This is a genomic window from Bradyrhizobium sp. UFLA06-06, from assembly GCF_054820065.1.
This window is the reverse complement of the sequence record NZ_JADFUD010000001.1, coordinates 126,873-148,328: the sequence shown is the minus strand read 5'-3', so window position 1 is coordinate 148,328 and position 21,456 is coordinate 126,873. Positions and strand designations below refer to the sequence as shown.

General features: G+C 64.0%; 19 protein-coding genes. 9 read left to right on the top strand and 10 right to left on the bottom strand.

Going from position 1 to position 21,456, the window contains the following annotated elements; genetic code table 11:
• Window positions 1–2: 2 nt before the first annotated feature.
• Together IF803_RS00650 and IF803_RS00645 are read right to left on the bottom strand one after the other, a co-directional pair.
• On the bottom strand, window positions 3–236 hold the full coding sequence (locus IF803_RS00650; RefSeq protein ID WP_461190933.1) for a hypothetical protein: 234 nt from the start codon (window positions 234–236) through the stop codon (window positions 3–5).
• Window positions 233–1,390 carry a hypothetical protein gene (locus IF803_RS00645; RefSeq protein ID WP_461190932.1) on the bottom strand — a complete coding sequence of 386 codons (1,158 nt, stop codon included), beginning with the start codon at window positions 1,388–1,390 and terminating at the stop codon, window positions 233–235. The genes IF803_RS00650 and IF803_RS00645 overlap by 4 nt, the downstream gene beginning before the upstream one ends.
• A gap of 118 nt (window positions 1,391–1,508) precedes the next feature.
• Between IF803_RS00645 and IF803_RS00640 the strand changes: the two genes are divergently transcribed.
• On the top strand, window positions 1,509–3,089 hold the full coding sequence (locus tag IF803_RS00640) for a hypothetical protein (protein WP_461190931.1): 1,581 nt from the start codon (window positions 1,509–1,511) through the stop codon (window positions 3,087–3,089).
• A 35-nt stretch (window positions 3,090–3,124) separates the two neighbouring features.
• Window positions 3,125–4,111 carry a UbiA family prenyltransferase gene (locus IF803_RS00635; protein ID WP_461190930.1) on the top strand — a complete coding sequence of 329 codons (987 nt, stop codon included), beginning with the start codon at window positions 3,125–3,127 and terminating at the stop codon, window positions 4,109–4,111.
• A 79-nt stretch (window positions 4,112–4,190) separates the two neighbouring features.
• Here the strand turns inward: IF803_RS00635 and galE are convergent, their stop codons facing one another.
• The 5 genes from galE to IF803_RS00610 all read right to left on the bottom strand — a co-directional run bounded on the left by galE (window position 4,191) and on the right by IF803_RS00610 (window position 8,506).
• Window positions 4,191–5,186 carry a UDP-glucose 4-epimerase GalE gene (galE, locus tag IF803_RS00630; RefSeq protein ID WP_461190929.1) on the bottom strand — a complete coding sequence of 332 codons (996 nt, stop codon included), beginning with the start codon at window positions 5,184–5,186 and terminating at the stop codon, window positions 4,191–4,193.
• Between the two features lie 140 nt (window positions 5,187–5,326).
• The gene (locus IF803_RS00625) at window positions 5,327–5,584 is read right to left on the bottom strand and encodes a hypothetical protein (RefSeq protein WP_411779645.1); all 258 of its coding nucleotides are present in this window, start codon (window positions 5,582–5,584) and stop codon (window positions 5,327–5,329) included.
• A 158-nt stretch (window positions 5,585–5,742) separates the two neighbouring features.
• Window positions 5,743–6,372, bottom strand: coding sequence for a transglutaminase-like cysteine peptidase (locus tag IF803_RS00620; protein ID WP_411779644.1), 630 nt, complete (start codon window positions 6,370–6,372; stop codon window positions 5,743–5,745).
• A gap of 220 nt (window positions 6,373–6,592) precedes the next feature.
• Window positions 6,593–7,255, bottom strand: a complete 663-nt coding sequence (locus IF803_RS00615; RefSeq protein WP_028345280.1) for a ParA family protein — start codon at window positions 7,253–7,255, stop codon at window positions 6,593–6,595.
• A 15-nt stretch (window positions 7,256–7,270) separates the two neighbouring features.
• Window positions 7,271–8,506, bottom strand: coding sequence for a glycosyltransferase family 4 protein (locus tag IF803_RS00610; RefSeq protein WP_461190928.1), 1,236 nt, complete (start codon window positions 8,504–8,506; stop codon window positions 7,271–7,273).
• A gap of 193 nt (window positions 8,507–8,699) precedes the next feature.
• Here IF803_RS00610 and IF803_RS00605 point away from each other — a divergent pair, with 193 nt between their 5' ends.
• Together IF803_RS00605 and IF803_RS00600 are read left to right on the top strand one after the other, a co-directional pair.
• Window positions 8,700–9,623, top strand: a complete 924-nt coding sequence (locus IF803_RS00605; RefSeq protein WP_304499449.1) for a hypothetical protein — start codon at window positions 8,700–8,702, stop codon at window positions 9,621–9,623.
• 25 nt (window positions 9,624–9,648) lie between these two features.
• The gene (locus IF803_RS00600; protein WP_461190927.1) at window positions 9,649–12,207 is read left to right on the top strand and encodes a glycosyltransferase family 2 protein; all 2,559 of its coding nucleotides are present in this window, start codon (window positions 9,649–9,651) and stop codon (window positions 12,205–12,207) included.
• Here the strand turns inward: IF803_RS00600 and IF803_RS00595 are convergent.
• Window positions 12,148–14,496 (bottom strand): glycosyltransferase family 2 protein, encoded by a 2,349-nt coding sequence (locus IF803_RS00595; protein ID WP_461190926.1) that lies wholly within the window; start codon window positions 14,494–14,496, stop codon window positions 12,148–12,150. The genes IF803_RS00600 and IF803_RS00595 overlap by 60 nt on opposite strands.
• Window positions 14,497–14,723: 227 nt before the next feature.
• Here IF803_RS00595 and IF803_RS00590 point away from each other — a divergent pair, with 227 nt between their 5' ends.
• From IF803_RS00590 to IF803_RS00580, 3 genes are all read left to right on the top strand, one after another.
• Window positions 14,724–16,031 (top strand): UDP-glucose dehydrogenase family protein, encoded by a 1,308-nt coding sequence (locus tag IF803_RS00590; protein ID WP_461190925.1) that lies wholly within the window; start codon window positions 14,724–14,726, stop codon window positions 16,029–16,031.
• Between the two features lie 213 nt (window positions 16,032–16,244).
• Entirely contained in the window at window positions 16,245–17,348 is a 1,104-nt protein-coding gene (locus tag IF803_RS00585) for an IS5 family transposase (RefSeq protein ID WP_461190924.1), read from the top strand.
• Window positions 17,345–17,659, top strand: coding sequence for a hypothetical protein (locus IF803_RS00580; RefSeq protein ID WP_461190923.1), 315 nt, complete (start codon window positions 17,345–17,347; stop codon window positions 17,657–17,659). Before IF803_RS00585 ends, IF803_RS00580 begins: the two co-directional genes overlap by 4 nt.
• A 98-nt stretch (window positions 17,660–17,757) precedes the next feature.
• Here IF803_RS00580 and rfbD read toward each other — a convergent pair whose 3' ends face one another.
• Both rfbD and rfbC read right to left on the bottom strand, forming a co-directional pair.
• The gene (gene rfbD / locus IF803_RS00575; protein ID WP_461190922.1) at window positions 17,758–18,669 is read right to left on the bottom strand and encodes a dTDP-4-dehydrorhamnose reductase; all 912 of its coding nucleotides are present in this window, start codon (window positions 18,667–18,669) and stop codon (window positions 17,758–17,760) included.
• Window positions 18,669–19,223 carry a dTDP-4-dehydrorhamnose 3,5-epimerase gene (rfbC, locus tag IF803_RS00570; protein ID WP_016841672.1) on the bottom strand — a complete coding sequence of 185 codons (555 nt, stop codon included), beginning with the start codon at window positions 19,221–19,223 and terminating at the stop codon, window positions 18,669–18,671. Before rfbC ends, rfbD begins: the two co-directional genes overlap by 1 nt.
• Before the next feature lie 109 nt (window positions 19,224–19,332).
• Here rfbC and rfbA point away from each other — a divergent pair, with 109 nt between their 5' ends.
• Together rfbA and rfbB are read left to right on the top strand one after the other, a co-directional pair.
• On the top strand, window positions 19,333–20,244 hold the full coding sequence (gene rfbA / locus IF803_RS00565) for a glucose-1-phosphate thymidylyltransferase RfbA (protein ID WP_028345286.1): 912 nt from the start codon (window positions 19,333–19,335) through the stop codon (window positions 20,242–20,244).
• Window positions 20,234–21,301, top strand: coding sequence for a dTDP-glucose 4,6-dehydratase (gene rfbB / locus IF803_RS00560; protein ID WP_461190921.1), 1,068 nt, complete (start codon window positions 20,234–20,236; stop codon window positions 21,299–21,301). The genes rfbA and rfbB overlap by 11 nt, the downstream gene beginning before the upstream one ends.
• The last annotated feature ends 155 nt before the right edge of the window (window positions 21,302–21,456 follow it).

Sequence of the window (21,456 nt, the reverse complement as noted above, 5' to 3'; positions counted from 1 at the left end):
GCTCAATCGCGCTTCGGCGCTTCCGCTGACCTCGTGCCGTCCTGCGCCATGCATTGCTGAAAGAAGTGCAGCCGGTCGCCATTCATCGGCACGGCCCCCGGTCGCTTGTAGGGGTAGACCATGTAGGCCGCGCGCAGGCAGCGCTTTGCGGTCTCGGCGGCGGGTGCGGCGACGGCGGCACCCGACGCCAGCAGGAGCGCCAGCACGGCGCTGAACCGGACGGAAATCCCGCTCACGGTTTCTCGCATTCCGAGTAGAACACGCCATTGGCGGCTGCCAGCCGCTGCAGGCAGTGCCGCTTGTCGGTCACCGCGCCCTCGACGGTGAAATCGTAGGCCTGGGCCTTCAGGATCAGCGCGTAGCGTCCCGGCGGCAGCGGCGCGTCGTCGCGCGGCAGGACCTCGAACATCTGCGGATCGTCCTTGAGCGGCGCCGCGCGGAACGGGATCGAGATGTTGCGGATCACCCAGCTGTCGTCGCCCGGCGAAACCACCGGCTTGCCGGTGGCGTCGAACGTGGTCTGCTGGCTCACATGCGCGATCAGGCGCACATCGATCGAATCGGAGGCGCCGCCGGCACCCTCGCGCCGGAACACGATGAAGCGGAGATGTCCGTCAGGCAGTGTGGTCTCGCTCGGCCTGGTGATCGCCGCCGAGATCGCCACCCGCGGATCCGGCGCACGCCCCTGGATCAGTTGCAGCTCGTGGAGCTTGCCGCCGCTCTCGGCGTAAACGCCATAGGCGGTCGGCAATAGCCGTCTCGGCGCCGGCGGCTCGGCCGCAACGGCCGGCGCCGGCACGGCCGCGACCACCGCCGGCCTTTGGGTTTCAGGCGGCGCCGATACCAGCGTGCCGGCAATCATCGCGCGGGCCGCGGCCAACGACACGCCGCGTTGCTGCAGCAGGACAACGGCCGCGATCAGGCCAAAGAACGCCAGCATGACAACGTAACGCAGCGGCGCCGACGACGACCATCGCGGACGGCGCGACACCGCGGCAGGCTCGACGCGATCGAGGGTCGTGACAAATGCCGCCTCGGCATCGATCCGGGGCGGCGCCTCGATCCGCCGCGCAGCGCCCGCCGCCTCGAGGAATGCGGGCAGCGCCCGCGCCGGCGGCACCTCGAATTTCTCGATCACATTGCTCTTCGTGTGCGCCTCGACGCCTTCGATCGCCACCTCCAGCGCCTGCATCAGTCGCTGCTTTTCCGTCGGATCCTCGTGCGCGAGCTGCTGCAGCTTCTGCCGCGCGAGCTCGTAGACCGCGCTGCGCAGCTGCTGCGGGTCGGCGCTCACGGAATCGATGGTTCGCGCCAGCACCAGCGCGAACTCCACCTCGGGGTGCGCAGGAGCGATGTCCCTGACCGTTCTCTGGGCCGGCGTCGGCGTCATAAATGTTAGTCTGGTTTGCCCATAATGTTACAACATTCTATGTGGATTTTACTGTTAACACAGGCCGGCAGATGACGCCACGGTTTGACCGTCCCGATCCGAGCAGCAGCAGGATTCATTGACCCGTTCTCTGCACATCCTGGACCAGTGGTTGTTCGCGCCCAAGCGGGACCGCCGATCCTGGCCGGACGTCCTGCTCCTCGCGGGATGGGTCGCGCTGGTCGGCTTCCAGATCGGCCGTCACGTGATGTGGCGCGACGAGGTCCGCGCGCTCACCATTGCCCTGAACGGCGACAATGTGTCCGCCATGCTGAGAGGGTTGCATGGCGAGGGCCACCCTGCCCTTTGGTACCTTCTGCTGCGCGGCGCGCATGCCGTATTCGATCGGGTCGAGGTGCTGCCCGCCGTCGCCTTCGTGGTCGGGCTCATCACGGTCGCACTGCTGATCTTCCGGTCGCCATTCCCACGACCGTTGGTCCTGCTGCTGATCACGAGCCATGCGCTGTTGTTTGAATATGTCGTGATGGCCAGGAATTACGGCATCTCCGCCCTGTTCCTGTTCGCGATCGCGGCCTGCTATCGGGCCCACCGCGATCGTGGTTTGCTGCTCGGCGCGCTGCTATTCCTGCTCGCCAACACCAACGTCGTCGGCGCGATCATGGCCGGCGCATTCCTGCTGTTCTGGCTGCTCGACCTGCTCGACACCCAACTCGTGAGCCATGGCTGGCGCTGGTCGTCGCAACTCACCAATTTCGCCATCAACGCAACGATCGCGACGATTGGCGTCGTCATCTGCGCCGTGACGATGCTGCCGACCTATAATGACGCCGCGGCTCGCGATTGGTCGCACGAGTCACCGCTGGCGGCGGCAATCCTGTCCCTGGTGAACCCCGGCGCGACGTCGCTGGGCGCGCTGTTTGCCAATCTGCTGCCGGGGGTCGCGGGATCGGCGCTGCTGTTCGGCGCGACGCTCGGGCTTGTGCCGCGGCGACCGGCCTTCCTCGCCGCCATCGCCGCCCTGTTGCTGACGTCGTTGTTCTTCGCTGTCGCCGCCAACGGTGCCTACCGTCATGCCGCGGTCTGGCTGAGCTTCCTGATCGCGCTTTACTGGATCGGCTGGAGCCGGGTCACCGCGCCATCCGTCTCTCGCGCATGGCTCGACCGGCGCTTGCCGGCGATCGGACGCGTGTCGCTCCTGCTCGTGCTCGCGATCCAGACCGCCGCCGGCATCAACGATTTGCGCAACGCATTGACCGGCGTGGTCGCGAGCCGCAGCGCCGATCTCGGCCGCCTGATCGCCTCGCGCGCCGATCTGGCCGACGCGGTCATCCTCAGCGAGCCGGAATGGCTGGTCGAGGGGTTGCCGTACTACGTCAAGAACCCTGTCTATCTCGCGCGCGACCACAAATTCGGCAGCGTCGTGATCTTCTCGCGCAAGGGCAGGATGGACAGCGATCTCGGCGAGACCCTGCGCCTTGCCCGCGAGCTTCGCGACACGAGCCGCGCGCCCGTCATCGTCCTGCTGGCCTACCGGCTCGACGAGATCACGCCCGACCGCATCTACGACGAAGGCAAGGACTGGCGGACGTTCCGTGCCTCAGCGACGCAGATCCGCGATTTCCGCGAAGCGACCACGATGCTCCGCCGCTTCGGCCCCGCCAAGACCGACGAGAGTTTCGACGTCTACCTCCTCAACTAGGCGATCGATCAACGACGACAGAAAAGGACCGCGCGATGGCGCTGATGGACAGCAAGGTCGAAGCCAGCAAGCCGCCGGCCGCAAGCATCCGGCAGTATCTCGCCATCCTGCGGCTCGATCACAGCACCAAGCACATCTTCATCGTTCCCGGGATTGTGCTCGCCTGGCTGTTGCGCGGCGCGAGAGGCGAGCATGTTGCAAGCGCGATCGTCCTCGGCCTTGTGGCCGCGATCTGCATCGCGTCGGCCAATTATGTGATCAATGAATGGTTCGACCGCGACTTCGACCGGCATCACCCGACCAAATCGCAGCGCTCCGCGGTCCAGAGCGCGATGGACGGCAAGATCATCGGAATCGAGTGGCTGCTGCTGGTCGCGCTCGGCCTCGTCTGCGCATCTGCGAGCAGCCGCCTGATGCTGTTCGCAACCGGCATCTTCGCCCTGCAGGGCATCGTCTACAATGTCCCGCCGCTCCGCAGCAAGGACAAGGCCTATTTCGACGTCATCTCGGAATCCGTCAACAATCCGCTGCGGCTATTGATCGGCTGGGCGATGATCGACCCGACCTCGCTGCCGCCGGGCTCGGTGATCCTGTGCTACTGGTTTGGCGGCGCGTTCCTGATGGCAGCCAAGCGGCTGTCCGAATATCGCGAGATTGCCGCGTCCCACGGCAGGGAGCTGCTGGCGCGCTACCGCGCGAGCTTCGCGCACTATACCGAGGTGTCGCTGACGGCCTCGTGCCTCAGCTATTCGCTGTTCTCGGTGTTCTTCCTCTCGGTGTTCCTGGTGAAGTACCGCATCGAGTATGTCCTTGCGATGCCGCTGGTGGTGATGCTGTTCACCACCTACTTCTCGATGTCGACGTCGCCGGGATCGTCGGCGCAGAAACCCGAGAAGCTCTATGGCGAGCGCGGCCTGATGCTGCTCGTGCTGGCGCTGGTCGCCGTCTTCCTGGTGGCAAGCCTTGTCGACATGCCGTTCCTCGCGCGATTGGCCGAACAGCACTACATCACGCTGGATTGAGGCGCTGCGGCCGCGATCGGCGCTTTTTGTTTGAGCGTTTTCTTCACGCGAACCGGTATGCACTTCGTTCGAAAACGCTCTAGCGCCGGCGCGGATGCGCCTTCTGATGCCAGGCCCAGGCCGAGCGAATGATGTAGCCGAGATCGGACCGCCTCGCCTTGAAGCCGAGGCCGCGCTCCGACCTGGAGGGATCGGCCACCAGGATCGGCGGATCGCCGGCCCGGCGCTCGCGCACCACGCTCGGCACCGCTTCGCCGGTCTCGGCGTGGATCGCGTCGAGCACCTCGCGCACGGAATAGCCGGTGCCGGTGCCGAGATTGAACACGCCGCCGGCGTCGCCCTTCAGCAGCAGTTCGAGCGCCGCGATATGGGCGCTCGCGAGGTCGTCGACATGGATGTAGTCGCGCACCGCGGTGCCGTCAGGCGTGTCATAGTCTTCGCCGAAGATCGCAAAGTCCGGCACGTGCCCCAGCAGCGCCATCATCGCGCGCGGAATCAAATGCGTCTCGGGATCGCGAAGCTCGCCGATGGTGACGGAGGCGTCGGCGCCGCAGGCGTTGAAATAGCGCAGGCAGACCGAGTTGAACCGATAGGCCGCGCGGTAGTCGGCCAGGATCTGCTCGATCATGAACTTGGAGCGGCCGTAGGGATTGACGGTCGGACCAGCGGCACTCTCGGGAATCGGATCGCGTCCGGCGTTACCATAGACCGCGCCGGTGCTGGAAAACACCAGGCGGTCGCAGCCCGCCTCCCGCATGCCGCGCAGCAGGCCGAGCGTGCCGGCAACGTTGTTGGTGAAGTATTTCTGCGGATCAGCCACGGACTCGCCGACCGCACTGAACGCAGCGAAGTGCATCGCGGCGAGCGCATTGTGCTCGCGGACGGTCGCGGCGATCTTGTCGTGGTCGGCGACGTCGCCGATCACGAGCGGCCCCCATCGCACGAAATCACGGTGACCGGTGGACAAATTGTCGTAGACGACCGGCAGAAACCCGGCCTCGGCAACCGCCTTGGCGCAATGGGACCCGATGTATCCCGCGCCACCCGTGATCAGGATCGAACCCCTGCTCGCCATTTAAAAGTGTCGTCCCTGCGCGAACCAATCCCGCGCCTCAGCAGGCGCAGTGATCGCATCGGTACGACATTCCGTCCGAGGCGGCAAAATGACGATGGGAATAGCGTTAAGACCGAACGGATTTGCTGGTCACGCAACGCTTAACGCGACCCCAGCGGCACGTTGGTCCGTTGACCGACCGGCGGCGCGTGCCGCGACGGTCTGCCATAGGGGTAAGCCGGTGTTGCCGGCGGGACCGGCTGGGTCGCCTGCGGCCGCGACGTCGGAACGCCGCCGCCCGGTCCATCGATCGAATAGCGCGTTGCGCCCTGCGTGGTCTGCCCGGTGCCCTGTGCAAGCACCGGCGTGGCTAGGGCGACGACCAACGTCGCTGTTGTGACAAGACCGGCCAGCTGCATGTCGATGCCTCGATGGGTTGGATCAGGGTCAACCGTTAATGCCTCCAATCGTTCCGGCAATGTCGCCGCAGCGCGCTGGCGATCGTCCTTGATGCGAAAAATGGCGCGGCGAAATGTCTCGCCGCGCCATTTTCGATCGATGAGGCTCGTTCAGAACTTCAGGCGCCGGCCTGCGCAACGGCGGCCCAGTGAGCGGGGTTCGCCGGGGTCTGCATCCTGACCCAGCGATAACGCGCCTGCGACCAGCTGCGGATCTGCGCATTCAGATTGTCGAGCACGATGTCTCCACCCCTGGCGCGGACCACCAGCACGAGATGATGCTCGCCGGAGGAGGTCACAACCTCGCTCAGCAGAAGGTCGCGCATCGGCCAGCCGCGCGCCAAAAGCTCGTGGCGCTTGCTGACCGCATAGTCGTTGCAATCGCCGCGCGCCGGATTGATCAGCCATTCCTCGCCGGCAAGGCCGCGTTCGTTGCGCTGCGGCGCGATGCTGCGATTGACCGAAGCGTTGACCTCGATCAGGTCGGCGATGCGCTGCTTGGTCAGGCGTGTGGCGCCGCCGCGGAACACCATCCGGGCGCGGGCTTTCGGCTTGCACTCGTCGGCATAGCGCATGCAGAACATGGTGTAGGCCATCGGCGCCAGCGTCGGCTCGCTGAAGCGGATCTTCTCGATCACGCCGCGCAGCGGCAGCGGGAAGCCGACCATTCCAGCCTGGGTGTTCTGTGCGCTTGTCCCGAGCGCAAGGACGGCCAGAACCAGGGCCATCACTCTCTTGACGTTGTACATTCTTCACTCCCCACAGTGACGGGAAGCATGTACGGGAAATGTCTTGAGCTTGGGCTCAAGCGCGCGGCGGCATTTGTTTCAAATGCGAGGGTGCGCGCGAGCAATCCGTTAACCAAGCCCTTTCGGCGGGACACGTCAGATCAAGGGCTGACTGCGGCCCGAAGTCTTTCGTTCCCATGCCGGCATGGTTAGCCTGACGTGAAGCCGCCGGCGCGCTCTGTTAAATCGCCACCCGTTGCCTGGGAGCGATCCCGCACCAACTCATGACGAGATCGGCGAGCATCTTGATCTCGAGATCCGCGGGCGTACCGCCGGCGAAATCGGCGACCGATTGCCCCAAGGCGACCGCGCGAACATAGGCCGAGCGACTGCCGATCATCGGCCCGATCTCCTCGTCGAGCGTATCGAGCTCCTCGATCAGCTGTTGGCCTTCGAGCGTGCGCTGGTCGACGCGGTTCGGCACGATCATGGCACGGAGCGCCGTTCGCCGCGTGGCACGCACTTCCCGCACGATGTCGAGCGTCCGCGCGGTGGCCTCGATGTCAAGGCCGGACGGCGTGCATGGCATCAGCACGATATTGGCGACCGCGAGCACGGCGCCCAGCACCCGATCGTTCGGCGCGGAGTCCACCACGATGATCTGATGCGGAATCTGTCGCATCAGCTTGGCCCATTCGGCGACCGGCCGGGTTTCCGGATCAAGCTGGTAGACGGGGAACGACAGATTGCCGGGCTCGGCCCAGTGACACGCGGACGCCTGCGAGTCGGCGTCGACCAGTCCCACCACGCCCGTGCGCCGATCCAGTTCCGCGGCGAGCAAGACCGCAAGGGTCGTTTTTCCGACCCCGCCCTTGCGCTGGGCAACCGAGATGACAAGCGGCATCGCAAACTCCTGGCGTTATCCCCCGTACGTGCGCGGGAGGGCACCTTCATCAACGAGCGTCAGCATCCGCGGCAGACAGACCCGCTTTGCGTCGTAATTGTCCCGCACGAAGCTGCGCGCCTTCATCCGCATCTTCTTGAAGGCCTTGGGCCGTGACAGCACCGAGAGTACCTGATCCGACAGCGCATCAATATCAAAAAACGGCACCAGCAGGCCGTTGCCGTCCGAGATGATATCGCGAAGCGGGGCGGTGTCGGATGCCACCACCGCGCATCCCGCGCTCATCGCCTCCAGCAGCGACCAGGACAGCACGAAGGGATAGGTCAGATAGACGTGCACCGAGGATATCTGCAGCAGCTCGAGATACGGTTCCCGAGGAATTCGGCCGAGGAAATGCACCCGGCGCAGGTCGATGTCCGACTTGATCTCGTCCAGGAACATCGACTTCCAGCTCGAGCCCTTGGGCGGATTCGCGCCGTAGGATGTCCCGCTGCCGCCGACGATCACAACCTGCGCATTCGGCCGCGTGGCGAGGATCTTCGGCAGGGACCGCATGAAGATATGGAATCCGCGCACCGGCTCGAGGTTGCGCGAGACGTAGGTGATCACCTCGTCGTCCGCCGACAGCGTCGCACCGTTCGGAAGCTGAAACCGCGCGACCGGATTGGGCTTCACCTCGTCGGTGTCGACGCCTTCGTGGATGACCTCGATCTTGCTCTGAAACTCGGCGGGAAAGGTCGATCTCTGCCATGGCGTCGGCGAAACGCCCGTATCGCATTCCGTGAGCGCCAGCAGCGTGGTCGCATTCTTCAGATGGAGTGCGACATTGCCATCAAGGCCCGTCATGGGAAACTCGGGATCGAAGCCGACGTCCCTGCCCTCGGCACCGTAATAGAATTCGCAGTAGAGGATGATCCGCGCGCGCGGAAACATCGTGCGCAGCGGCAGCGTTTCGCCCCAACCGGGATGCGCGAAGATCAGGTCGGGCACGAAGCCCTGCCCCGACAGCGATGACAGCGCGTACAGAACCTCTTCGGCACGCCGCGATTCGACATCGAAGCGCCGGGCAAACGGATGGACGACGGCGGAATCCGTCTTGGTTGTCGAATATTTGAGCAGCCGGATATCCGGCGTCGTGCTGGCAGTCGATGAACCGACGGCAACGACCCTGTTGCCGGGCTGCTCTGCGAGCGCGCGCGCAATGTGGCGATACTGGGCTGGAAAGTTATTGTGGACGAACAGGACGTTCATTGGCGGGCGAGCGCGCCCCCCGGCCGCGCGGTCTTCGATTGGGGTCAGGGTCTGCATCATCACCGGCGGTGTGTCATCGATTGGCGAGAAAACAATCTTACCGGATTAACATTATGCCCCCTTCTATCACACAGATTTTTGGGGCACACTGCAGGAGACTTATCAATCCATTCCGTTAGGCTCGCAGGCGACAATGAACGAACAGATTCAGCAGAAAACCATTGATCTGGCACGGGGTCTCTTCCTGGTTCGGTACAATGGCGCAGATGATAAGGTGTCACCTCCGGTGGTGCGCGTATACGCGGATCGCGCCAGTCTTAACAATTGTAATATCATTACCGGACCGGACGTGGTCAATGGAACCCTGTTCGCGCCCGAGACCGCGCTGGTCGTGTCGGTCGCCCGGCCGAGCCGCCTGATCGTCGAGGTCACCGCAGGACGCGTCGGCGGGTCGACCGCCGCCAATATCAAGATCGAGCCGCTGACCCAGGGACAGCCGGCTGAGCAGCCGGCCAGCCAGCCATTCGACATGTTCGAGCCGGAGGCTGGCCCCGGCGAATTGAGCGACCTCAAGCTGCTCGCACATGTCGCGGGCCTGGGCGACGTGACGGTCGGCTCGAACGTCTGGATTGCCGGACCGTCCGCTCCGGCGCGGATCGAGGGAATTTCCCTCGATTGGCCCAACAAGCCGCACGATCTCCACCTGCAATATGCCGTCAAGTTCGCCAGGCCGCAGCGGGGCGACAACCAGTTCGTTCCTCTCGGAACTTTTGCCGGAACCCGGGGACGCGCATTGGCCATCACAGGGTTCTCGCTGGAGGCCACGGGTCCCGGCGCGGATCGCTACGCCATCGCGGCTGAAACCATCTTCCTGGGGGCTCCGACCCTGCGGGTCACCGGGAACCGGATCGTGGTGTCGGGCCCTTCGGGACGGGAACCGCTGGTGGGCCTCAAGCTCAACCTTGAGGAGCGCCGGGTGCAGGCAGCCCCTCTCGCGCCCCAGCAGCCGAGGCGGGTCGAGCCCGCCGCTCCGATGCCGCGCCAGGAGGAACCACGCCTCGAGGGACGGGTGCGCGTGTTCCGGAGCCGTCAGGGCGCCGTCAAGACGGCAAGCTGACCATGCGGGCAGATAAGGGCGCCACTTGACCGCCGACGCGCGCAGGATCGCCTTTACGTCCAAAACGCTCCACCACGTCGATCTCGAGCGGGCCGCTGTCGGGGCGCTCGAGGCGCGTGATTTCCGCTTGGCGTTCGCGCTCGCCGACCGCCGCTGCCGGATCCTGCCGCATCCGGGTGCCCGTGCGCATCTGCTGCGCGCGGAAGCGCTGTTTCATCTCGATCTCAGGGATGCGGCCATCGCCGGCGTCGCCAGGGCGCTCGAACTCGAGCCGGACGATCTGGTCGCTGCCCGCCGAATGATGGCTTGGGGCGACGACCTTCAGCAGATCGAGGCGGCGCGAAGCGTCACGCGGCGTGATGACGATCCGGATTCGGTCAGGAGCGCCCTGCTGCTGCTGCTCGAACAGAGCGGCCAGGACAGCTGCGCCCGCATCGACTTTCTCGATGAAGAGGTGAAGGGATGGGTGACGTGGCGCGGGCCGGACGACCCGCACCTTTCGCTGGCGCAGGCGGATCAATCCAGCACGATCCAGCTTCCCGCCGACCCACGCCACAGATTCGCGCGTGACGGGCGACATGCCGCGAGCTTCCGTCTGATACGGCCCGCGTCCGCGACCTCGCAGCGCCTGCAGATCACGCAGGCGGACCGGGTGATCGCAAGTGTTCAACTCCCGGCCAACCGCGTTCCGGATCACCGGGCCGCACCACGCCGGCCGGCTCGCCTTCGAAACGGCGAACCTCCTCCGCTCACCATCATCATCCCGGTATACCGGGATCTGGCCGCAACGCGAGCCTGCATCGACAGCGCGTTGAATGCGCTCGCCTGCACGCCGGGCTCGACCATCGTCGTCGTGGATGATGCGTCGCCCGAGCCGGACATCAAGCGCCTGCTCAACGAGCTCGCCGCCGAGTTCCGCATCCGCCTGCTGACCAATGAGCACAATCTCGGCTTTGTCGGCGCGGTCAACCGGGCGCTCGGCGAGACCGGCGCCGGCGACGTCGTGCTGCTGAACTCGGACACGATCGTGCCGAAATACGCGCTGCAACGCCTGCGAAGTGCCGTGCAATCGACGCCGCGCGTGGGCACGGCGACCCCGCTATCGAACAACGGCGAATACACCAGCTTTCCAATCCCGAACCGGTCAAATCCCCTGCCCCCGCCCGGCGAGATCGAATTGCTGGATGAACTTGCAGGCAGGGCAAATTCCGGGATTGCCATCGATATCCCCAACGGCATCGGGTTCTGCCTCTACATTACCCGCGAATGCCTCGACGCCGTGCGCGAGCTCTCCGACGACTTCTATCGCGGCTATCTCGAAGACGTCGACTTCTGCCTGCGCGCAGCCGAGGCCGGCTTCCGCAACGTGTGCATTCCTTCGGTTTTCGTCGGGCACGAGGGCTCGCGCTCGTTTCTTGGCGAGAAGCGTTCGCTCGTGATGCGAAATCTTCGCGTCCTCGAACACCGTTACCGGCGCTATGCGACGGACTGCGCCGCATTCCTGCTTGCCGATCCACTCCGCGATTGCCGGGCCGCGCTTGAGCTCAAGCTGCTCACGAACCAGCAGGTCGCCACCGGCCCATCCGTCATCCTCTGCGGCTCGTTCGCCGGCCGCGCAATTGCCATCGAACGCTGCCGGCAGCTGGCTGCAGAGGGTCAGCACGGTCTGGTCATGCAGATCCGCTCGGAGGGGCAACGCCAGCAGGCTGCGATGTTCGATCCGGATGGCGGAGCGCCGCAGTCGATCGCACTCGACGTTGCGACGCCTGAGGGCCGCGAAGCTCTTTTGACGTTTCTCGCCGATCTCGGAATCCGGTCGCTCGAGATCGCAGAGCCGAACCGCATTCCCGGCGCATGTCTGGCGCAGCTCACGCAACGCTTTGCCTACGACCTCCTGATCACCGACACCACGCTTGCAATGCGCACGGCGGTTGGATCAGGCGTTCATCCGGATTGGAAAAGCCTGGTCGCCGGGGCGCGGCGCGTGACTGCGATCGGTGACGACGGCGCAGCCTTTTCGGAAGCCGTTCTCGGCCTGCAAGTCGTGAGGCTGAGCGACCCGCCCGCGCCGCCGGTGCTGTATCCCGCCGTGAGCGGCCCCGCCCGTCTCGGCCTGCTGGTCCTGCACGCCAACGCCACGGAATTTCGCTTCATACGAGCATTGAGCGATCAACTGGCCGACGCCAACGAAGACGTCGAGATGATCGTGCTGGGGAGTACCCTCGACGATCTCAAGCTGATGCAGCGCACCAATGTCATCGTCACCGGCGATATTGCCGTTGACGACGTCGCCACGCTGATCGAAGGTCACGCCATCACGAAATTGGTTCTCGACATCGGCGAACCGGCGTTTGGTCATCCATTGGTGGACGCGCTGCAGGCAACCGGGCTGCCGATCGCCGCGACGGAATGGAGTCCGACTCCACCGGGCCGTGGCCGAAGCACGGACCTGAAGCTGCAGCCAGGCCTTGATGGCGATGCAACGATTGCTGCCGTATGCGACTGGGTGGTGGAGGACGTCCTGCTACAACCCGATCGGAGGAGCGGTCGGCACCGGCGGCAGGTTGGCGCGCGGCTTCCATGATCGCGGCGGCCATGCAAGCGAGGAGAACGGCGTCGAATCCAGCCCCAGCAGCGGGCTGTAATAGGGATCGTCGAGCAGCACCTCTCCCCATTTCGCGCGCAGGATCGACAGCTCGCGCCTGAAGCGTGCCCTGCGATCCGGCGCGGAATCGCGGCCGCGGCTTGCCGACTCCAGATGAACGAGTTTCGCGTCCGGCGTGAACACGATCCGCTTTCCGAGCTGGCGCAGCTTCAGGCACAGATCGATATCGTTGAAGCTGATCGGAAAGCGGATCTCGTCCATGCCGCCGACGGCCACGAAATCGCGCTTGCGCATCAGGAGGCACGCCCCCGTCACCGCCGAACATTCGTGCGCCACCTGAAGCAGATCGCCATAGCCGGGATCACCATCCATCCGGTCGTTGAAGGCGTGCGCGGCCGAGAAATTGGCCCCCAGCACCACTCCGCCGTGCTGCACGACGCTGCTCGGCCAGAGCAGCTTTGCACCGACGGCTCCGACATCGGGAGCGGCGAGCCGCCACAGCATCTCCGCCAACCAGCTGTCGTCGAGCGCCTCGACGTCATTGTTGAGAAAGCAGATGTTCTCCGTATCGACGCAAGCGACGGCGGCGTTGTTGATGGATGCGAAGTTGAAGGGCCCCTCGACCGAGATGACGTCGATTTCCTGCGCGGACAGGCTGTCCAGATAGTCCAGCGTTTCCGGCTCGGTCGAGCTGTTGTCGACGACAAGGATCCGGGCGTTCGTCTCATTTGCCGCCGGCATGACCGTCTCAACGCATCGCTTGAGCAGCTCGGCGCGATTTCTGGTCGGGATGATGATGGTGGTGCGCTCGCTCCAATCGACGGCGCGCTTGACCTGACCGGCCGGTAGAAGTCCCGCTTTCCGCGGCTCGACATTGGCCTCGATGCCGGCCCTGGCAAAATAGGCCTTGCTTGCGGCGACCAGTTCGGCGGTGGCGGCCGATGCATCGATCCGCGGCAACGCCGCAACCGATCCCGGAAGATGATAGGTTCGATCCGGCTCCGCGCAGGAAAGGAAGATGTCGTAGAGCGACGTCGCCGATCGCAGCGCTTCCACGGCAGGCTCCCGACGCACCGCAAAACAATACGCCCCATAGCCCTGCTCGAGCGCGCGCTCGAGATCGAATGCGGAGAACGCCAGCGGCCAGACAGCGCCGGCGCCCGCAGCAACTTCGACGTCGCCATAGACGAGATCGCACCCGGGTTCGGATGCGAATAGATCGGCGAAGCGCTGCAAGGCGTCTTCCGCAAGGATCGTTCCGCTCAGACAAAACACAAAGAACGCGCTGCCGGCGGCATCGCCGTCGACAAACTCGCGCGCTGCTTTTGGATCGAATTGACTGAACGCCCGCGCCGGCAGGGACACCGCCGACCAGGCCGAATGCCGTTGAGCTTCGAGGCTTTCGATGCTCTCGTCCACCCTGACGTCGCCGATCAGGACGACCGCCGCCTCGGATGCGACGTCAGACTGTTCAGATTGTGCCGTCGGCGAGAAGCGCTCTTTCCAGCCGCGATAGGCGTGAAACGGCATCGAGGCCGGCAGCACCCGGTCAAACAGCTCTCCACGAAGCCGCTCGCTCTCCCAGCGCCCGAGATCCGCGAGCGTTTGCTCCAATCCGCGATCGAAAGCGACAAAGGAAATCGGCTCCGAGATCAGGCTCCGTCCCGAAATCGTCCGCGCGGATAGTCCGCGCATGCGACCGTCCGCAAAATGCTCGGGCAGATGAAAATCGATCCGGCGGCCGACGCCGAACTCGCCGCCCCGCGCAACGTTGGTCCACCCGGTCGGCTTCACGGTCATCACCGGCCGTTGCGCGATCAGGATTTCGATGTCCTCGTCGATGTCCTGAGCAAGCCAGCCTTCGAAGCGCAAACCTCCGACCCACTCGATATCGCCGATCCGGTGCCAGCGTGCTTCCGGCGCGGCGACATCGCAACGAATCGGAGCCCCGACGGGACTGCCGATATTTGCCAGCCTTGCCTCAATGATCGTGGCGTTCGCGCTGACCTGATCCTGCACGTTGAAGGTAAAGCCAAATCGCGCATCGCCGATCCCGGAGTCGGCAAGCTCCGTTACAAACTCGTCACACAATGATGACATGTATGGCTCGCCGTCGACGAGCAGGTCGACGGTGTAGCGTCGGCCGAGATCGGCGCGATCATAGACGAACCCGGAAAACGTCGTGCGATCGTGTCTGGAGAACTGCGTTTGCAACGACGCGTATTCAGCTCCCGAGGGCTTCTGCTTGCCAATCGTCTTCGTGCTCATGTCCACCCCTGAAACGGCGGCTCGATTGTCGGTCGATTTCAAGTTGAGAATGTGTCCATGGTGCGCCCGAGGTGACTAACGGGCGCTCAGCTGCACCGAGCCGATCACCGTTTGCACAAAAAGCCGCCGAGCTCCAACACAAACTATACGCTATAAAACTTGGCGTTATCGGCGCCATTTGTGCTAGTGCTAACTCCTCCTCTCCACACTGATCGACGAGCGGATTCATGAAGATTGCAATGGTTGGAACGGGATATGTAGGTCTCGTGTCCGGAGCGTGTTTTGCCGATTTCGGCCATCAGGTCGTTTGCGTCGACAAGGACGCCGGCAAGATCGAAGCCCTGAAGCGCGGCAAGATCCCGATCTACGAAACTGACCTCGATAAGCTCGTCGAGACCAATGCCGCGGCCGGACGGCTGACCTTCACGACGGAGCTCGCGGGCGCCGTCGCGGACGCCGATGCCGTGTTCATCGCGGTTGGAACGCCCTCGCGGCGCGGCGACGGCCATGCGGACCTGAGCTACGTCTATGCTGCCGCCAAGGAGATCGGCGCGGCGCTCGAGAAGTTCACCGTGGTGGTGACCAAGTCGACCGTGCCCGTGGGCACCGGCGACGAGGTTGAACGACTGATCCGCGAAACCAATCCCGACGCCGATTTCGCCGTTGCGTCGAACCCCGAATTCCTGCGCGAAGGCGCCGCAATCCAGGATTTTCGTCACCCCGACCGCATCGTCGTCGGCACCGAGGATGATCGGGCCAAGAGGGTGATGGGCGAAGTCTATCGTCCGCTCTATCTGAACCAGGCGCCGATCCTCTATACCGCGCGACGCACGGCTGAATTGATCAAATACGCCGCGAATGCCTTCCTTGCCACCAAGATCACCTTCATCAACGAGATCGCCGATCTCTCCGAGAGGGTCGGGGCGAACGTGCAGGAGGTCGCGCGCGGCATCGGGCTCGACAACCGGATTGGAACCAAGTTCCTGCATGCCGGCGCCGGCTATGGCGGCTCCTGCTTCCCGAAGGACACCCGTGCGCTGTTCAAGACCGCGCTCGACCACGACGTCCAGCTTAAAATCGTCGAAGCCACGCTGACCGCGAACGACAACCGCAAGCGCGCGATGGCGCGCAAGGTCGCCAACGTGCTCGGCGGCGAGATGCGCGGCAAGACCATCGGCGTGCTCGGCCTGACCTTCAAGCCCGACACGGACGACATGCGCGAGGCCCCCTCGATCCCGCTGATCAACGGCCTGATCGACTTCGGCGCCAAGGTTCGCGCCTACGATCCCATCGGCATGGAGCAGGCGCGCAAGGAATTGCCGGAGATCGAGTACTGCAAGGATGCCTATGAATGCGCGCGCCAGGCGGATGCGCTGGTGATCGTGACCGAGTGGCGCCAGTTCCGCGCGCTCGATCTCAAGCGCATCAAGCAGGAGATGAAGCATCCGGTCGTCGTCGACCTGCGCAACATCTACCGTCCGGACGAGATGGCCGCGCACGGCTTCACCTACGACAGCATCGGTCGGCCGCGCTGAGCGCTCCCACCTGGCGACGATAGCCGCCGGTCGGTTCAATCCTGGAGCCTTGGTTCTGATCAAATCAGAACCAAGGCTCTCTTCTTGTCTGACACGATTTTTTCACGCACCGGCAATCCGCTTCCGAATGCGCCCTAGCAGGCTGTTGAAGAAGTCGGTGGCGAAGCGTTCCGTATCGTGATTCTCTAGGACCAGGATTTAACTGGGGGCGCGATGCGAGGGAGTGATGAACGGTCCGGCTCGCTCTTCAGTTATGTGGACTTGGAGGCTCGGGTTCGCGTCGACCACCCGCTACGGGTGATCCGGGACTTGGCGAATTCAGCGCTGGACGACCTTTCTGGCGAGTTCGGCAAGCTCTATACGGAGTTCGGTCGCCCCTCGATCGCACCGGAGAAGTTGCTTCGGGCGATGCTCCTCCAGGCGTTCTATGGGGTTCGCTCGGAACGGCATTTGATGGAACGGATAGAGTTCGATCTGCTGTTCCGCTGGTTCGTTGGGCTTGGGGTGGACGATGCGGTTTGGGACCATTCGACCTTCTCGAAGAACCGCGACCGGCTGCTCGAGGGCGAGATTGCGGCCAAGTTCCTGAACGCGCTTTTGGCGCAGCCAAAGGTCAAGCGTCTGCTATCGAGCGATCACTTCTCGGTGGATGGTACGCTGATTGAAGCCTGGGCTTCGATCAAGAGCTTCCGGAAGAAGGATGGCGGCGACAAAGACGAGGATGGTCCGGGACGCAACGCTGAGCGCAGCTTCCACAAGGAGAGGCGATCCAACGAGACCCATGAGAGCACGACCGATCCCGAGGCGCGGCTCTACAAGAAGGGTGACGGCCAGCCAGCCAAGCTGAGCTATATGGGCCATGCTCTGATGGAGAACCGCAATGGATTGGCGGTTTTGGGTGGGGTGAGCCAGGCGACGGGCACCGCCGAACGGGAGATCGCGCTTGCCATGATCGACAGGCGCGGGTGCGCAAAGCGGATCACTCTGGGGGCCGATAAGGCCTATGATGTCACGCAGTTCGTACACGACCTGAGAGATAGATCGGTTACCCCGCATATCGCGATTGATGGACATCTGAGTAAGACCGGCAAGCGGCGCAAGACGGCAATTGACGCACGTACCACACGCCACAGTGGCTATGACCTCAGCCAGCGCTGTCGCAAACGCATCGAAGAAGTCTTCGGCTGGATCAAGAGTTCCGCTGGCTTGGCCAAGGTCAAGCTGCGAGGTCGCGACCGGGTGGACGCCGTCTTTGTCCTGGCACTTGCGGCCTATAATCTGATCCGGCTGCCCAAGCTCCTGGCTGCACCGGCATGAGCATCCGGGGCAGATGCCAGGTCGTCGAGACACCGGGCTACGACATGGCCTTGGCGGGCGCCTATATCCTGTTCGACGAGGACGGAGGCGAGTTCGCCGTCGATTGCCTCACCGGCTCCATTCATGGAGCCTGCGACGGCGATGCGATCGCGTTCGGCTGGCAGGGAAATGACGAAATGGAGCCAGCCGACGGTGACGGTTGGGCCGAACTAAGGGATGATGGCTCACTCGAAGGGGAGATCTGCCTCCTCAACGGCGACGACATCCCATTCATTGCGATCCGCTCAAGGACTTCTTCAACAGCCTGCTAGAGCTTTTCCCGTTCCGATGGAATCGGAACGGGGCTCTAGATTCTTGTTTTGACGCGTTTTCTTCACGCGAACCGGCATCCACTTCGCTCGAAAACGCTCTAGGCGTGGGCGGGCGCGCCGAGCTGGACAAATGCATCCAGTTCGCGCGCCAGCGCTTCCTGCCACGTCGGCATCGCCACGCCGAACTGCGCCTGCAGCCGCGACAAGTCCAGCCGCGAATTGCCCGGACGCACCGCCTTGGTCGGAAAGTCGGTCGCTGCGATCGGAGCGATATTCTCGACCGCCAGCGTGACGCCGCGAGACCTCAGCCCGCCGACAATGGCGGTTGCGAAGCCGTGCCAGCTGGTTTCGCCGGCGCAAACGAGATTGACGACACCACCCCTGCGCACGAGCTGATCGTGCAACGTGGTGAGGTTGGGCAGGACGATGCCGGCGACCGCACTGGCGATCGCTGGTGCCGTGGTCGGCGCACCGATCTGATCGGCCACGATCCGTAGTTCTTTACGCTCGCCGGCGAGCCGCGCGATGGTGCGCAGGAAATTCGTGCCCTTTGCGGCATAAACCCATGAGGTGCGCGCGATCAGATGCGCCCCGCCCGCCGCCTGGATCGCAACATCGCCGGCAAGCTTGCTGGCGCCGTAGACCGACAGCGGTTCGGTCGGACTGTCCTCGCGCCACGGCCTGTCGCCCGAACCATTGAAGACGTAGTCCGTGGAGAAATGCACCAGCGGCACGCGGTTCGCCGCAGCCCATTTGGCGATTACTTCAGGTCCCCTCGCGTTGACCAGGAAGGCCAGCTCACGCTCGTCCTCGGCGCGATCGACGGCGGTATAGGCCGCCGGATTGATGATGAGATCGGGCTTCAGACTCTCAAGCTGGCTCGTCAACATCTCCGGCTTCGACAGATCGAACTCAGCCGTCGCCGGCGCGATGATCGTGCCGTGGCTTTCCAGCAGAGGCTTGAGCGCACTGCCAACCTGGCCGCGTGTTCCCGTCAACAAGATCCGCATCAGATTTGTCCATAGGTCGGAAGATTGCTGGCGTCGGCCAGGAGCGGCGCGTCCGCATCCTTGGCCGACAGCTGTGGCTTGTCGACGCCCCATTTGATCCCGATCGCGGGATCATTCCACCGGATCGAGAGCTCGTCCTTGGGGCTGTAGAAATCATCGCATTTGTAGAAGAAGTCGGCGGTCTCCGAGAGCACCACGAAGCCGTGGGCGAAGCCGCGCGGCACCCATAATTGCCGGCGGTTGTCCTCGCTCAACTCGACCGCGACGTGCTTGCCGAAATTCGGACTGCCGACGCGCACGTCGACGGCAACGTCCAGCACCTTGCCACGCAGCACGGTCACGAGCTTGCCCTGGGTGAGCGGGTTTTGCAGATGCAGCCCGCGCAGCACGCCATAGGCCGAGCGGGACATGTTGTCCTGCACGAAGGGACGCGTGATGCCGTGCTCGACATAACGCGGAGACTGGTAGGTCTCGAGGAAGAAGCCGCGCTGGTCGCCAAACAGCTTCGGCTCGACGATCAGGACTTCAGGAAGCTCGGTCTTGATGACGTTCATCTAACATTTGTTCCAGTTTGACGCGCTTGAAATGTTAATTTCCATCTCATAACAAACTTGTGCAGCGCACGCTATATGTTATGTTCTGATAGTCAAATTGTGAGGGACCATGAAAGGCATTATCCTTGCCGGTGGCACCGGCTCGCGCCTCTACCCGGTGACGACAGTCGTCTCCAAGCAACTGCTGCCCGTCTTCGACAAGCCGATGATCTACTATCCGCTGTCGACGCTGATGCTGGGCGGAATCCGCGATATCCTGATCATTTCCACGCCGCAGGACAAGCCGCTGTTCCAGCGCTTGCTCGGCGACGGCAGCGAGATGGGTGTCCGGTTCGCCTATGCGACGCAGGAGACCCCGCGGGGTCTTGCCGACGCCTTCATCGTCGGCCGCGACTTCATCGGCGATGACTCTGTTGCCCTTGTGTTAGGGGATAACATTTTCTACGGTCACGGCCTGCCGAGCATGCTGTCCGCCGCCTCGATCCGCAAGAAAGGCGCCACCGTGTTCGGCTACGTCGTGAACGCGCCGGAGCAGTACGGCGTGATCGAGCTGGACGGCACCGGACGGGCGCTCTCGATCGAGGAGAAGCCGAAGCGGCCGAAGTCCAACGTCGCGGTCACCGGTCTCTACTTCTACGACAATGACGTGGTCGACATCGCGGCCGGCATCAGGCCATCGCCGCGCGGCGAGATCGAGATCACCGACGTCAACAAGGCCTATCTCGAGCGCGGCGACCTCTATGTCGAGGTGCTCGGCCGCGGCTTTGCCTGGCTCGACACCGGCACCCATTCCTCGCTGGTGGAGGCCAGTCACTTCGTCCAGATCCTGGAGCAGCGCCAGGGCCTGCGCATCGCCTGCCCCGAGGAGATCGCGCTGCGCCAGGGTTACATCTCGCTCGAAGCCTTCGCGAGGGTGGCACAGAAGACCGCCAAGAGCAGCTACGGCGAGTACCTGCTGTCGGTCTACCGCTCGTTCCACGGCGAGCCGCGCGCGGCGGAGGTATTCAAACATGCGGTTTAAGGGATCGACGATTTTCGTCACCGGCGGCGCCGGTTTCATCGGCTCCGCCGTGGTCCGTCACCTGCTGCGCGACACCCACGCCCGCGTCGTCAACATCGACAAGCTCACCTACGCGGCAAACCTGGCCTCCCTGCCCCGTGCCGCCGAAAGCCTGAACTACACCTTCGAGAAGGCCTGCATCTGCGAGGCACAGAACCTGCGCCGGCTGTTCGAGAAATATCAGCCCGATGCGGTGATGAACCTTGCCGCGGAAAGCCATGTCGACCGCTCGATCGACGGCCCCGGCGAATTCATCCAGACCAACATCGTCGGCACCTTCACGATCCTGCAGGAGACGCTGCGTCACTGGCGTTCGCTCTCGCCCGAGAAGCGCGACCGGTTCCGCTTCCTGCATATCTCGACCGACGAGGTGTTCGGTTCGCTCGGCGACGAAGGGCTGTTCACCGAGACCACGGCGTATGCGCCGAACTCGCCCTATTCGGCCAGCAAGGCATCGTCCGATCACCTGGTGCGGGCCTGGCGCGAGACCTACGAGCTGCCGACCCTGGTGACCAACTGCTCCAACAATTACGGCCCCTATCACTTCCCGGAAAAGCTGATCCCGCACATGATCATCAAGGGGCTCGCCGGCGGGCCGCTGCCGGTCTATGGCGACGGCAAGAACATCCGCGACTGGCTGTTCGTCGAGGATCACGCCAAGGCGCTGACGCTGGTGCTGGAGCGCGGCGAGGTCGGCGAGACCTACAATGTCGGCGGCCGCAACGAGCGCACCAACCTGCACGTGGTCGAGAGCATCTGCGACCTGCTCGACGAGGTCGTGCCGGCCGCAGCCGGCCCGCGCCGCCAGCTGATCAATTTCGTCGCCGACCGGCCCGGCCACGACCGCCGCTACGCCATCGACGCCACCAAGCTCGAAACCGAGCTCGGCTGGCGCGCCGAGGAGAATTTCGAGACCGGCATCGCCAAGACCGTGCGCTGGTATGTCGACGAGCAACCCTGGTGGCGTTCCATCCTGGAGGGCGGCTACAAGGTGGAGCGTGTCGGCCTGAACCAGTAGCCGCCGATCACCACGGATCATCAGCAACGGTGGCAGCGCCGATCATCGTGGACTTGCGGAATATCCTTCGGCCGGAAGATGTCCGGCCGATCGGGTGCAAGGACGCAAGCCTTGGTGACCGTGCCTCGGCGGTGATGACTTGGCGTTGATGACCT